Genomic DNA, 13,735 nt, shown 5'->3' with positions numbered 1-13,735 from the left:
GTTCGAGAGGAGAACATCATGGCCGAGGAAAAGAAGACGTACAAGTTCGTGTGCACCGTTTGCGGTTACGAGGTAGAGGTCGACACGCCCGAACTGCCCGAGGATTACGTGTGCCCGGTGTGTGGCGTCGGTCCCGATCAGTTTGAGCTCGTCGAGGAGTAACTCGTAGACACACGACTTGCAGCAACATATAGCTCTGTCCAAGGGCCCCTGTCGGATATCCCGGCCGGGGCCCTTTTCCTCCGTCCCCAAGGGATCACGGCTGCTATTAGCCGATCCTGTCTGTTGTGAGTCCGGCCGACCTTTTGTCTTAACCTGCAACATCTAACGGCTCAAAACGGGTCTTCCTGTTACAGAACGAGACAAACCAAAACCATCATTCTCAAAATCTCAATCTATAACATTTAGGCACGTAAACCCCCTCTACTTGTTACAGATCGAGACAAAAGGTTGGGGCTGAAGAAATATCTCGATCTGTAACATCTGGGCGCGGAAATTGGGTCCACTTGTTACAGATCGAGACAAACTGAAACTATCTCTCAGAAAATCTCAATCTGTAACATCTAAGGGCTCAAAACGGCCTCACGTGTTACAGATTGAGACGTTATATCTGGACAGTCACGCCATCCCATTACATCCCCGTTAGCAGCACGATGTCGAGAATCGTCACGATGACGCCGATCCCTACGAGCAACGCGTTGAGCGGGCGCGAGTTGGCGTATTTGCCCATGACGCGGGGCGAGCTGGTGAGTCGTATGAGCACAAAGACCGTAATCGGCAGCTGAAGCGACAACAGTGCCTGACTCCAAATGAGACCCTCAAAAGGATTCGGGACGACCAGGCACGCCGCCACTGCGCCGACGAAACAGGCCGCCACTCCGATCGAGGAATGTCGGTCGTGGATGTCGTATTCCTCGTCGAATATGCCCGCGGTGATGGTGCCCGCCGCCATGCCCGCCGTCACGCTACTCGATATGCCCGCAAACAGCAGTGCCACCGCAAAGATGGTCGAGCTTGCCGGGCCCAGAATGGGGGAGAGCGTGGCCGCTGCGACGGCGAGGTCGTCTACGACAATGCCGTGCGCAAAGAAGGTCGTTGCGGCCAGGATGACCATGGCCGAGTTGATTGCCCAGCCCACACCCATCGAAAAGAGCGTGTCGAAGAGCTCGTAGCGCAGGCGTTCTTCGATAACCTGCTCGCCTTGGCCTTCGAAGTGCATGGATTGGATGACCTCGGAGTGCAGGAAGAGGTTGTGGGGCATAACGACCGCGCCCAGGACACTTACGATAATCGCGACTGAGCCGGTGGGCATACTGGGTGTAATCCAGCTTGTGGCGGCTTGCGGCCAGTCGACCTTGACCAGCAGAAGCTCGGCTAAAAACGAAAGTCCCACCACGCCCACGAAGGCGATGATCCAGCGTTCGGCGCGTTTGTAGGAGCTTGTCATGAGCATGGCAATCGATGCCGCCGCCACGATGATGCAGCCGGCACGTACGGGCAGGCCAAAAAGCATTTGAAGTGCGATCGCACCGCCCAGGACTTCGGCCATGGCGGTGGCGACCGTGGCTAGATACGCGCTGCCGAGTATCGCACGCCCGACGAGGCGGGGCAGGTGGCGCGTCGTGGCCTCGGCAAGACACATGCCCGTGGCGATGCCCAAGTGAGCCGCGTTGTGTTGCAGCACGATGAGCATGATCGTGGACAGCGTGACGATCCACAGCAGCGCGTAGCCAAACTGCGAGCCGGCGGCCATATTGGAGGCCCAATTGCCCGGGTCGATAAAGCCGACGGTCACGAGCAGCCCGGGGCCGATATGCCGTGCGATGTCGAGTCCGCCGTGGCCGCCGGTGCGCGGGGAGCCAAAGTGATGTTTGAGATGGTCGATCATGGTGCACTCCTGCGTGCCGTTTGTTTGACGCCGCAAAGGATACCCGTTTTAGGCTCAAAATTTGATCATGACTAACAAAATTGTTGTATTTGAATAGGATGGTAAAAGGGGGTTGCCGAAATGTCTTGATCTGTAACAACTAGGGATGGAAATTGGGCCTAGGTGTTACAGATCGAGACAGGACGAAATGGTCCTATGGAAAATCTCGATCCGTAACAGCTGGCCGCCAAAACCGGCCCCTCGTGTTACAGATTGAGACATTCGTAACCGTCTCTCGAGAACATCTCAATCTGTAACAGTTAGTCGTCGAAATTGGGTCCTCCTGTTACAGATTGAGATGTTTGAAGCGGTGAACTTACAGGCCGAACCTGGGGCCCTTGTTCTTGCCCTTGAGGTCGGCGGTGTCCACTCGTAGGGCGTGCGTTACGCAATTGTTTCGAAACGGGCGGGAAACACAATGGGCTGGCGATGCTTCTAGTATGCCTATTCAACTGACTGTCTATATATCTAGGGGAGGATCGCGATGCAGGCAGATTCCGCTCAGCAGCAGGGCCTTTATCGCCCCGAATTCGACCACGATGCATGTGGCATCGGCGCGCTTGCCGATATTAACGGTGAGCGCCACCACCAGATTCTGGACGATGCGCTGTCCATTCTGGTCAACCTGGAGCACCGCGGTGGCACGGGACTCGAGAAGAATACCGGCGACGGCGCCGGCATCCTGTTCCAGGTTCCGCATCACTTTTTCCGCAAAGAGGCTCAAAAGTGCGGCCAGATTCTGCCGGCAGAGGGCGACTATGGCGTGGCCATGCTGTTCTTCCCGCAAGACGACAAGGGCGTAGAGGATGCCCGCCGCGTGTTTGAGGAAGGCTGTGCCGAGGCCGGCGTGCCGCTGCTCTTTTGGCGCGAGGTGCCGGTCGACCCTCACGATCTGGGCGAGACGGCCCGCGCCTGCATGCCCACCATCCTGCAGGCCTTCCTGGGCCGTCCGGACGACACGCTCGCCGGCGATGCCTTTGAGCGTCGCCTGTACGTGTGCCGCCGTACCATCGAAAAAAAGGCCGACGCCGAGTTTGCCCTGCGCGACAAGATCTTCTATGTGTGCTCCATGAGCTCGCGCACCATCGTGTACAAGGGCATGCTGGTCGCCACGCAGATGCGCCGCTTCTTTATCGATCTCAACGACGCCGCCGTCAAGACGGCCGTGGCGCTCGTCCACTCGCGCTACTCCACCAACACCACGCCTAGCTGGGAGCGCGCACATCCCAACCGCTTTATTATCCACAACGGCGAGATCAACACCCTCAAGGGCAACGTCAACTGGATTCGCGCCCGCGAACCTAACCTGTACAGCCCCGTGCTGCAGCATGATCTTGAGCGTGTGATGCCCATCATCAACCGCGAGGGTTCCGACTCCGCGATTCTGGATAATGTGCTCGAGTTTTTGGTCATGAACGGCCGTCCGCTCACGCGTGCCGCGTCCATGTTGCTGCCCGAGCCTTGGGACCACAACGACAACCTGAGCGAGGAGCGTCGCGCCTACGATGCCTACCAGTCCATGCTCATGGAGCCCTGGGACGGCCCGGCGGCCATCGCCTTTACCGACGGCCGTACGCTGGGTGCCGCCCTTGACCGCAACGGCCTGCGCCCGGCTCGCTACTACGTGACGCGCGACGGCCGCTTTATGCTGGCAAGCGAGGTGGGCACCATCGAGGTGCGTCCCGAGAATATCCTGACAAGCGGTTGTTTGGGACCGGGCCAGATGCTCGAGGTCGATTTTGCCCGCGGCCGTGTGATCTACAATGACGAGCTGCGCGCCCGCTATGCCAAGGAAAAGCCCTACCGCGATTGGATTGCCGAGGAGACGCTGACCGTTGACGCGCTCGACAAGCCCGCCGCGGCAACGCCTGCCGAGGATGCCGAGGTGCCTGCCGCCGTGCGCATGGCTAAGCTCGGCTACCACTGGGATGATGTTGACGAGGTCGTGCGCCCCATGGCCCAGCAGGGCAAGGCCCCGCTCGCCTCGATGGGTATCGATGCGCCGCTGGCCTGCCTGTCCAAGAAGACGCGCTCGTTCTTTGACTACTTCTATCAACTGTTCGCCCAGGTCACGAACCCGCCGATCGACGCCCTGCGCGAGCATATGGTCACCTCGACCACGCTCTACCTGGGCAACCACGGCAACCTGCTCGAGGACTCTCGTACGGCCTGCCAACTGGTGCGTTTGGAGCGCCCACTGCTGAGCGAGGAGGAGTTCGACCGCATTTGCGCGATTGACCGTGTTGGCTTTAAGACCCGCCGTTTTCGTGCCGTTTACCGCCGCGATGCCGGCGAGGGCGTGCTGCAGGCTGCGCTCAAGCAGCTTGCAGAGGACGTTGAGGCTGCGGTCCGCGACGGCGTGAACATCGTGGTGTTGAGCGATCGCGCCGGAGCGGACGAGGTACCCGTGCCGTCACTGCTCGCCGTGGGCTGCGTGCACAACCACCTGATCCGCGCCGGCGTGCGTACCTTTGCCGACATCGTGGTGGAGTGTGGCGACGCCGTGTCTCCGCACGACTTTGCGGCGCTGGTGGGCTACTCCGCGAGCGGCATCTATCCGTACAACGCGCATGCGTGCATTCGCGACCTGGCGGCGCACGGCGATCTGGACGTGACAGCCGAGCAGGGCATCGCCAACTACAATAAGGCTGCGACCGCCGGCATCGTTTCCATCATGTCCAAGATGGGCATCTCCACGGTGCAGAGCTACCATTCGGCGCAGATCTTCGAGGCCGTGGGCTTTACGCCGGAGTTCGTCAACGCGTACTTCGCCGGCACGGTGAGCCGTGTGGGCGGTATGGGTGTCGAGGACGTTGAGCGCGAGCAAAACGAGCGCTACGACGCCGCGCTCGCTATCCTTAAGAGCCCGGCTCCCGATCAGCTGCCCACGCTGGGTCTGACCAAGTGGCGCCCGCTCGGCGGCGAGGATCACCTCATCGATCCGCAGACTGTCTACTTGCTGCAGACCGCCTGCCGTGAGGACAGCTACGACACCTTTAAGGAGTACAGCGCCCGCCTGCACCGCACCGGCCGTGCCGTGCGTCTGCGTGACTTGCTCGACTTTAATGCCAACGGCCGCACGCCGGTTTCGCTCGACGAGGTGGAGCCCGCGCGCAACATCGTCCGCCGCTTTAACACCGGTGCCATGTCGTACGGTTCTATCAGCAAAGAGGCGCACGAGTGCATGGCCATCGCCATGAACCGCCTGCACGGACGCTCTAACTCGGGCGAGGGCGGCGAGGATCCGCGTCGCGAGACCCCGCTGGCTAACGGTGACTCCAAGAACTCCGCCATCAAGCAGGTGGCAAGTGCGCGCTTTGGCGTAACGAGCCGCTACCTGTGCAGCGCCTTCGAGATTCAGATCAAGATGGCCCAGGGCGCCAAGCCCGGCGAGGGTGGCCACCTGCCCGGTAAGAAGGTCTACCCCTGGATCGCCGAGGTCCGTCAGTCCACGCCCGGCATCGGCCTGATCTCGCCTCCGCCGCACCACGACATCTACTCCATCGAGGACCTGGCAGAGCTGATCTTTGATCTTAAGAACGCCAACCCCGGTGCGCGCGTGTCGGTCAAGCTGGTCAGCGAGGCCGGCGTCGGCACCATCGCCACCGGTGTGGCCAAGGGTGCCGCCGACAAGATCTTGATCAGCGGCCACAATGGCGGCTCGGGTGCCGCGGCGCGCGATTCCATTTGGCACGCCGGCCTGCCGCTGGAGCTCGGCCTTGCCGAGGCTCAGCAGACGTTGCTGCAAAACGGCCTGCGCTCCCGCGTGGTGCTCGAGGCCGACGGCAAGCTCATGGACGGCACCGATGTTGCCGTCGCCTGCCTGCTGGGCGCCGAGGAGTTTGGCTTTGCGACCATGCCGCTCATCTCCATGGGCTGCCTCATGCAGCGCGACTGCCAGCAGGATACCTGCCCGGCCGGCATCGCCACGCAAAACTGTCGCCTGCGTCGCGGCTTCCGCGGCAAGCCCGAGCACGTTGAGCACTTTATGCTCTTTGTTGCCGAGCAGCTGCGTGAGGTCATGGCGAGCCTGGGCTTCCGCACCGTCGACGAGATGGTCGGCCATCCCGAGTGCCTGCGCCAGATCGAGGTACCGGGCAACCGCAAGGCCAACCTGCTTGATCTGTCGCCCGTGCTGGCGAGCGCGACCTGCGAGTTCGGTGCCCATATCCCGGGCGCCGACGGTCGCCACTTCCTGCCGCAGATGGCTGCGGACAGCGAGCTCGACAAGACGCTCGACTCCACGTTGTTTGTGCCCTATACGGCCGATGCCCGTGCGCACCTGCGCCCGATTCGGTTCCGCGCCGATATCGCCAACGTCAACCGTTGCGTGGGCACCATCTTGGGCAATGCGGTGACCAAGGCGCATCCCGAGGGCCTGCCCGCCGGCTCCATCACCATCGATTGCGATGGTTCGGCCGGTCAGAGCTTTGGCGCCTTTCTGCCGCGCGGCATTACGCTCAACGTGTGCGGCGACGCCAACGACTACTTTGGCAAGGGCCTTTCGGGCGGCGAGGTGTCGGTGCGCCCCAACCCGCATGCGACCTACAAGTTCGACGAGAACATCATCGTGGGCAACGTGGCGTTCTTTGGTGCCACGAGCGGCCGCGGCTTTATTAACGGCCTTGCCGGACAGCGTTTTGCCGTGCGTAACTCCGGTGCCACCGTGGTGGTCGAGGGCTGCGGCAACCATGGCTGCGAGTACATGACGGGCGGCCTGGCGCTCATCTTGGGCGAGGTCGGGCAGAACTTCGCCGCCGGTATGACGGGTGGCGTGGCCTATGTCTTTGACCAGTACGGCACGCTCGAGGCCCGTGTGAACCACGAGAGCGTGGAACTCAAGGCCCCGACGGCTGGCGAGCTGGCGCAGATTCGCGCGCTCATCCAGGAGCACGTGGACGCGACGCAGAGCCCGCGCGGCATTAAGCTGCTCTACAGCTTCGAGACGATGAGCAAGCACTTTGTGAAGGTCATTCCGACCGAGTACGAGCGCGTGCTGGCGATTGTCGCTGCGGCCGAGGCCGTGGGCAAGACGCACGCGCAGGCCGAGGAGTTGGCGTTTGACATCGTGACCGGCCGCGCGAGCGCCGCGGATGTCGCTCGCTTTGATGTCGCGGGCGGTGCAGCGGGCACTGCGCCCGTGGCTGTCAGCTCTGTTGCTTCGACCAAGAAGGAGGCGTAAGTGCCATGGGTAAGCCCGGTGCTTTTCTTGATATCGATCGCGTGACCCACGAGCTGCGCCCCGTGGAGGAGCGCAGCCGCGATTTCGATCCGCTGTATGTGGAGCTCGACGACGATGCGCGCCGCGCCCAGGCGAGCCGCTGCATGATGTGCGGCGTGGCGTTTTGCCAGATGGGTGCGAGCTTTGGCAAGGCGCGTCCGAGTGGCTGTCCGCTGCACAACCTGATTCCCGAGTGGAACGAGCTGGTGTATCGCGGTCGCTGGGACGATGCGGCCGAGCGCCTGTCGCTCACCTCGCCCATGCCCGAGTTTACGAGCCGCGTGTGCCCGGCACTGTGCGAGGCTGCGTGCAACCTGGGTTCGGTCGACGGCCAGCCCACAACGATTCACGATAACGAGCGCGCGATCAGCGACCACGAATGGGCAAACGGCGGCCCGCGTCGCTTTGAGCCGGCAGGGGAGGACGCGCCCTCGGTCGCCGTGGTGGGCTCCGGCCCGGCTGGCCTGGTGGCTGCATGGGACCTTGCGCGTCGCGGTGCCCGCGTGACGGTGTTTGAGCGCGACGACCGCCCAGGCGGTCTGCTCATGTACGGCATTCCCAACATGAAGCTCGAGAAGTCCGTGGTCGAGCGCCGCGTGGCGCTCATGCGCGAGCTGGGCATTGTCTTTGAGCTGGGTACTGACGTTACGAACCCTGCGGTGGCGGCCAAGCTCAATGGTTTTGACGCCGTTGTGGTGGCTGCCGGTGCTCGTGCGCCCCGCGGTCTTTTGGCTACGAATGTGGATGCCCCGGGCGTGGTGTATGCCGTGGACTACCTGACGGCTTCGACCGTCTCGGTGCTCGACGGCGACGAGCCCGCGGTGAACGCGCGCGGCCTGGACGTTGTAGTCATTGGCGGCGGCGATACCGGCAACGACTGCGTGGGTACCGCGGTGCGCCAGGGTGCACGCAGTGTGCGTCAGTTTGAGTTCTTGCCGGCCGCGCCCGATAAGCGTGCCGCGAGCAATTCCTGGCCGCAGTGGCCCAACGTTAAGAAGACCGACTACGGTCAGCAGGAGGCTATCGCTGCCATGGGCGGCGAGATGCGTGCTTGGGGCGTGGATACGCTCGAGGTATTGCTGGACAAGAAGGGCGCTGCCGCGGGCCTGCGCGTGGTCGATCTGGACTGGTCGGCCGGCAAGCCCGAGCGCATTGCGGGCTCCGAGCACGAGGTGCCGGCCCAGCTGGTGCTGATCGCCTGTGGCTTTACGGGTCCGGAGCACTGCGTGTTCGACGCTGTTGGCGTGCCTATTGCCACGGCGGGCCGTCCGTTGCCCGTGATGGGCTCCGAGGACTCGCATCTTGCGGCTCGCGTGGATGGCGTTGCCGCGGATGCCGCGCCGGTGTATGTGGCCGGCGATGCCCGCAACGGCAGCTCGCTCGTGGTGAGTGCCATGGCCGATGCCCTCGCCTGCGCAGCCGAGGTCGCCGAGGCGCTGGGGCTGTAGGACAATCACAGAGTTACTCAACAATCGAATCGGCAAGGGCTGTCCCCAACGGCCGGCATATAAGGAACGTCCCCAAGTGCCGGCAGCTGGGGACGTTCCTTATATGCCGGCATCCGGGGACACTCCTTGCGGGTTTGCGAGCGTTTTGCTCGTTTGCCGACGTTTGGCTGCCTACCCGTTGGCGTTTGCGCTCGTTGCGCTCTGCTGTTTATGTGGCGGCTTTAGTTGTTTGCGGACAGCGGCGCGGGTGATTCGTCTAGTTCTACCCGCGATTTTGTGGCAATTTGTATAATCTGCAAGTATCCCGTCAAGTGCTTGGTCAGCATCTGGTTTGCAGCCCGATGCCCATTTCGCCCGTGATGGCGGCGACCACCCGCCCTCCTCGTAAGCTCAAATTGAGGTTTATCAGTTTGAGGAGGATGCCATGGCTGATCATGTTTTGGACCGGGGACGTCTGGCCGAGGCCGTCGGTGACGATATTGCCGGCATGGCCCAGTTTTGGATGCTGCGCAAGTTTCAGTTTTTGGAGGCGGCGCGTACACAGTTCGAAGTGATAGTCGATCCATGGCTCAGCTATTGCGAGGAGCCCTCGCAAAATGAAATCATGGCCTATAACATGGCATTTACCGATTGGCTGCTGTTCGAGCGTCCCTATTACCATGGCAAGACGCTGCTTGAGCTGTATGTTGACGAGCCGCCGGCGTCGCTTTCGCCTACTTCGCTCAGACGGCTCGAGCAGGTGCGCGACACGCACTATTTCTCGCGCTTTGGCATTTTGGATAAGGATCCCGCGACCGGTATGGTCGCGCTGCGCGATACGCGTACCGACCGTCGCTTTGACGTCTACGATCCGCATATCGTGCAAAAGGAACACTGGCGCGATGGCGCGATTGCGGTGCGCCTCGCGTGCGTCGACGACGTCTGGCTGACGGCGGGGCAGCTCTACCTCTATGACATTGCGCGCCTGAGCGACACGGCGGTCGACGGGCCTGGCGCCGTGCATCCTGAGGACCTAGAAGATGGCTTCGATACCTCGTGTATCAGCTTCTTCTTACGGCTGGTTCGCGACATCATGGGTGCCCAGGGGCGCTACGTAAAGTCACTCAACATCTACAAACAGGAATGGGAGTAGGGGATGGGCAGTCGCGCCGCCGCCGCCCGTCTATTTGTCTCGGTCTGTAACGTCAAGGGACAAAAAACCGGTCCACCCGTTACAGATCGAGACGAGTGCTTGGGCGTTGCTGGTTTGTCTAAATCTGTAACGTTTAGGGGTCTGGAGAACGTCTAACTGTTACAGATTGAGACGTTTGGAACCCGGCAGGGGGGGATGTCTCGATCTGTAACATCTGCAGGTCAAAACTCGATCCAACTGTTACAGATCGAGACGTTTGGCACCTAGCTGGGGAAATGTCTCAACCTGTAACATCTACAGGCCAAAATTCGACCTAACTGTTACAGATCGAGACAAAGGTTGGGCGCGGTGCCGAACAATCTAAATCTGTAACAACTAGAGGCTCAAAGACTGTCTTCCTGTTACAGATCAAGACATTTGTCAGCGGAGGCAACGGTGACGATGGTCCATTTGTCTGACGTGGTGGTGATGAAAGTGTCTAATACCGTTTTCAAACACAAACATGCAACACGTAGCACCTTGGCGCGGAATAGGATGCTTGCCAGGCTCACGGAGACGGCTGAACAAGGCGTGCTGCTTGCGACGCACGACAATGCCGAGCTCATGTGGCTGCGGCGCCATGTGGGCACAGACGATATTGCGGAGCCCGAATCGCACCTATTCTGTTTTCAGCATGAATGGGATGCGTTGACGCCGCCGGAGCGGGCTCGGTGGACCATCAAGGGGCTTGCGGAGTTTCATCCCGATTGGGCGTTTTGGGGGTATGACGCCGCGCTGATATGGGGTCTGGAGGTGCCGAATGATCTGCTCGGGCCGCGTTACTTGGTCAAGACGGGTTGTTCGGTGGCGTTGAGTACGGGATATAGGCTGCTGCGTCCGCAGGCGGCGGGTGCGCTTGAGTGCGTCGACGGCGTGCGAGTGACGCCGTTTTGGCGCACGGTGGAGGATTGTCTGCTGCGTGCGCCGTTTTCATATGGTCTGGCGATTGCCGATTCTGCGCTGCGGGCGAAGGGCATATCGCGCGTCGACCTCTGCGAACGGCTCCAGGCCGATTGCGAGGGCAGACGCGGGTATCGCAGAGCTCAGGTGATTGCGTCGCATGCGGACGGGCTGTCCGAAAACGGTGGCGAGTCTCGGTTCCGAGCGTTCTTTATTGCATACGGTTTTCCGGTGCCAGAGTTGCAGGTGGAGTTTCGCGATCCGCTCGATTCGAGCCAGGTGTTTCGGGTCGATTATTTCTGGAGGCTCGAGGACGGGACGTGCGTGATTGGCGAGCTCGATGGAAAGGGGAAGTATACCTTACAGAACGGTGGGGATCGGGAGTCGGTCGACCCGTTCGTAGCAGAGCGTCAGCGGGAATCTCATCTGACATTGCTCGGGCACAAGGTGCTGAGGTTCACGTTTGATGAGCTCAAGAACCCGGGGAAGCTGGCTGAAAAGATGAGGCTGGCGGGTATTTCGCAGCGGGCCGATTTGGCTGAGGGATGGAAGCGTCAGTGGTATGGGCGCTGAGGGATACGACTAACGCGGATGTGGTTGTTCCTGTCGAGTTTGTCTCGATCTGTAACAACAAGGGGCCGTTTGGCCTCGTAACTGTTACAGATCGAGACAGAAGGTTGCTGCCGCTAAAAGATCTAAATCTGTAACATCTAGAGGCCGAAAACCCGTCTACATGTTACAGATTTAGATGTTTGACGACAGGGCTGGATAATATCTCGATCTGTAACATCTAACGGCCAAAATTCGACCCAACTGTTACAGATTGAGACAAAGGCTGGACGCGGTGCCGAAAGATCTCGATCTGTAACATCTGGCTGCTAAAACCTGGTCTACCTGTTACAAATCAAGACGTTTTGCTGGAACGGCCGGAGCATTGCCGTGCTGTCTCCGTTTGCCCTCACATCTCTCTCGTCCCTCCGCTAACCGATATGTTCGACTTTAGTTTGCTGCATTAGGTGATAATGGACAAATGTTCAAGTTAATCGTGAGGGAGGAGCTCGATATGGCGTCTGCCGATCGTTCCACGTTGTTTATCAATGCGACCGTCCTGGATGGTTCGGAGCATATGGAGCCGCAGCCCGACATGGCCGTGGCCGTTGAGCGCGGTGTCATCACGTGGATGGGGCCGAGTGCTGTGGCGCAGGCGCCTGCAGGTGCCGAGGTCCTCGACCTGGCCGGGGCGTATCTCATGCCGGGCCTCATCAATATGCATGTGCATCTGTGCGGCTCGGGCAAGCCGGTTTCGGCGGGCGATGCGGGCGCGCTGATGAAGAAGCTCGATAATCCCGTGGGGCGCGCTATCGTGCGCCATATTCTTAAGGGCAGCGCCCAACAGCAGCTGGCAAGCGGCGTGACCACGGTGCGCGGCGCGGGCGACCCGCTGTTTGCCGATCTGGCCGTGCGCGATGCCATCGATGCCGGCAAGTATCAGGGTCCGCGTTTGGTGGCGCCGGGAACGGGCGTCACGGTGCCGGGTGGCCACGGAGCGGGCTTGTTCGCCCAGGTGGCCAACAGTCCCTCCGAGGCGGCCGAACAGGTGCGCGACCTGTATGCGCGCGGTGCCGACGTCATTAAGCTGTTCGTAACGGGCGGTGTGTTCGATGCGACCGAGGTGGGCGAGCCGGGCGTGCTGCGTATGCCGGTGGAGGTTGCCGCAGCGGCGTGCAAGGCAGCGCACGATATGGGCCTTCCGGTTATGGCTCATGTCGAGAGCACCGAGGGCGTGAAGGCCGCGCTCGAGGCCGGCGTCGATACGATCGAGCACGGCGCTCCGTTGACGCCCGAGATCCTGGAGCTGTACCGCGGCGCCGCGGGAACTCAGCTCGAGGGGCGTGCGCCGAGTGTGACCTGCACGATCAGCCCCGCACTGCCGTTTGTGCTGCTCGATCCGGAAAAGACTCATTCGACTGACACGCAAAAGAAGAACGGCGATATCGTGTGCTCGGGCATTATCGAGAGCGCTCGTGCGGCGCTGGAAGCCGGTATCAAGGTAGGTTTGGGTACGGATTCGAGCTGCCCGTTCGTGACCCAGTACGACATGTGGCGCGAGGTGGCCTATTTTGCCAAGTACGTGGGCGTGAGCAATGCGTTTGCGCTGCATACGGCTACGCAGGTCAATGCTGAGCTGCTGGGGCTGGGCGGCGAGACCGGTGCGATCGAGTGCGGCAAGGCTGCCGATATCCTGGTGACGCGCGAGAACCCGCTCGATGACCTGTGCGCTCTGCGCGAGCCGATGCACGTGATGTGTCGTGGCGATCTGGTGCGCAAGCTCAAGGTGAGGCGTATTCCCGAGGTGGACGCCGAGCTCGACACGATTATGGCCATGCCAGCCGAGGCGCTTGCCGAGGAGCTTGCCCGCGACGGCGTGGCGTAGGCGTGACGGGGGCGGGCCCTTTGTCGCATTCAAAAAAGCCGAGGTCCCAGTGCGAGGCCTCGGCTTTTATTTTGTCCTGCGGTATGGCGGCTACGAGCGCGTTTCCATCTTGGCGTGGCACTTGGGGCAGGTGACGCGGATTTTGCCTTTGCCCTTGGGAACGGAGAGCATCTGGCCGCAGTTGGGGCACTTGAGGTATGCCGTGGTCTTGCGACCTTTCCACATCTTCTTGGCCGTGCGCTTGGCACGCTCAAAGTCTTCCTTACTGGTGCCGGCCGCGCGTGAGGTGCTGGCCGCTGCAGCGCCGCCACCCAAGCTGGCGACAAACTTGCCCAAGCCGGGGACCTTAGCCGAGCCGGCGACAAAGGCGTCGTTCTCCTTACGACGTGCGTCGATGTTTTTGGACAGGCCGCGCAGCACGCCGATCACGATGACGGCGATGGCGATCCAACTGAGCCACTGGACGCGGGCCATCGATCCGATCATCGCGATGACGATGCCGGCAAAACCCATCACGATGGTGAGCTCGTCGGCGCCATTGCGGCCCTTCATAAAGTCATTCATGCAAATTGCCTTTCATTCGATATGCCGCACGCCTTTATACCCGATTTAGAGCAAGGGGGACAGGTTAATC

8 protein-coding genes are annotated in these 13,735 nt (G+C 61.1%); 6 read left to right on the top strand and 2 right to left on the bottom strand.

Features of this window, described 5'->3' with window-relative positions:
- Positions 1-18 precede the first annotated feature (18 nt).
- Positions 19-162: a rubredoxin-like domain-containing protein gene (locus ACQRAP_RS00740; RefSeq protein ID WP_035137395.1), complete on the top strand. Its 144-nt coding sequence runs from the start codon at positions 19-21 to the stop codon at positions 160-162.
- Between the two features lie 469 nt (positions 163-631).
- On the opposite strand, the gene ACQRAP_RS00735 is transcribed toward ACQRAP_RS00740, so the two are convergent.
- On the bottom strand, positions 632-1,888 hold the full coding sequence (locus ACQRAP_RS00735; RefSeq protein WP_427794653.1) for an Nramp family divalent metal transporter: 1,257 nt from the start codon (positions 1,886-1,888) through the stop codon (positions 632-634).
- Positions 1,889-2,411: 523 nt separating this feature from the next.
- Here ACQRAP_RS00735 and gltB point away from each other — a divergent pair.
- The 5 genes from gltB to ACQRAP_RS00710 all read left to right on the top strand — a co-directional run bounded on the left by gltB (position 2,412) and on the right by ACQRAP_RS00710 (position 13,101).
- Positions 2,412-7,109, top strand: coding sequence for a glutamate synthase large subunit (gltB, locus tag ACQRAP_RS00730; RefSeq protein ID WP_427794652.1), 4,698 nt, complete (start codon positions 2,412-2,414; stop codon positions 7,107-7,109).
- A gap of 5 nt (positions 7,110-7,114) precedes the next feature.
- On the top strand, positions 7,115-8,596 hold the full coding sequence (locus tag ACQRAP_RS00725; protein WP_427794651.1) for a glutamate synthase subunit beta: 1,482 nt from the start codon (positions 7,115-7,117) through the stop codon (positions 8,594-8,596).
- 424 nt (positions 8,597-9,020) lie between these two features.
- The gene (locus ACQRAP_RS00720) at positions 9,021-9,728 is read left to right on the top strand and encodes a hypothetical protein (protein ID WP_427794650.1); all 708 of its coding nucleotides are present in this window, start codon (positions 9,021-9,023) and stop codon (positions 9,726-9,728) included.
- A gap of 435 nt (positions 9,729-10,163) precedes the next feature.
- Positions 10,164-11,240 (top strand): hypothetical protein, encoded by a 1,077-nt coding sequence (locus ACQRAP_RS00715; protein ID WP_427727431.1) that lies wholly within the window; start codon positions 10,164-10,166, stop codon positions 11,238-11,240.
- Between the two features lie 490 nt (positions 11,241-11,730).
- A complete protein-coding gene (locus ACQRAP_RS00710) occupies positions 11,731-13,101 on the top strand; it encodes an amidohydrolase family protein (protein ID WP_427727432.1) in 1,371 nt (456 codons plus the stop codon).
- A 90-nt stretch (positions 13,102-13,191) separates the two neighbouring features.
- Here the strand turns inward: ACQRAP_RS00710 and ACQRAP_RS00705 are convergent, their stop codons facing one another.
- Entirely contained in the window at positions 13,192-13,665 is a 474-nt protein-coding gene (locus tag ACQRAP_RS00705) for a hypothetical protein (protein WP_427727434.1), read from the bottom strand.
- Between the last annotated feature and the right edge of the window lie 70 nt (positions 13,666-13,735).

The organism is Collinsella sp. SGI.180 (assembly GCF_050313455.1).
Taxonomy (GTDB): Bacteria; Actinomycetota; Coriobacteriia; order Coriobacteriales; family Coriobacteriaceae; genus Collinsella.
Note: the sequence above shows the minus strand (reverse complement) of the source record. Positions and strands in the feature narration are given on the sequence as shown.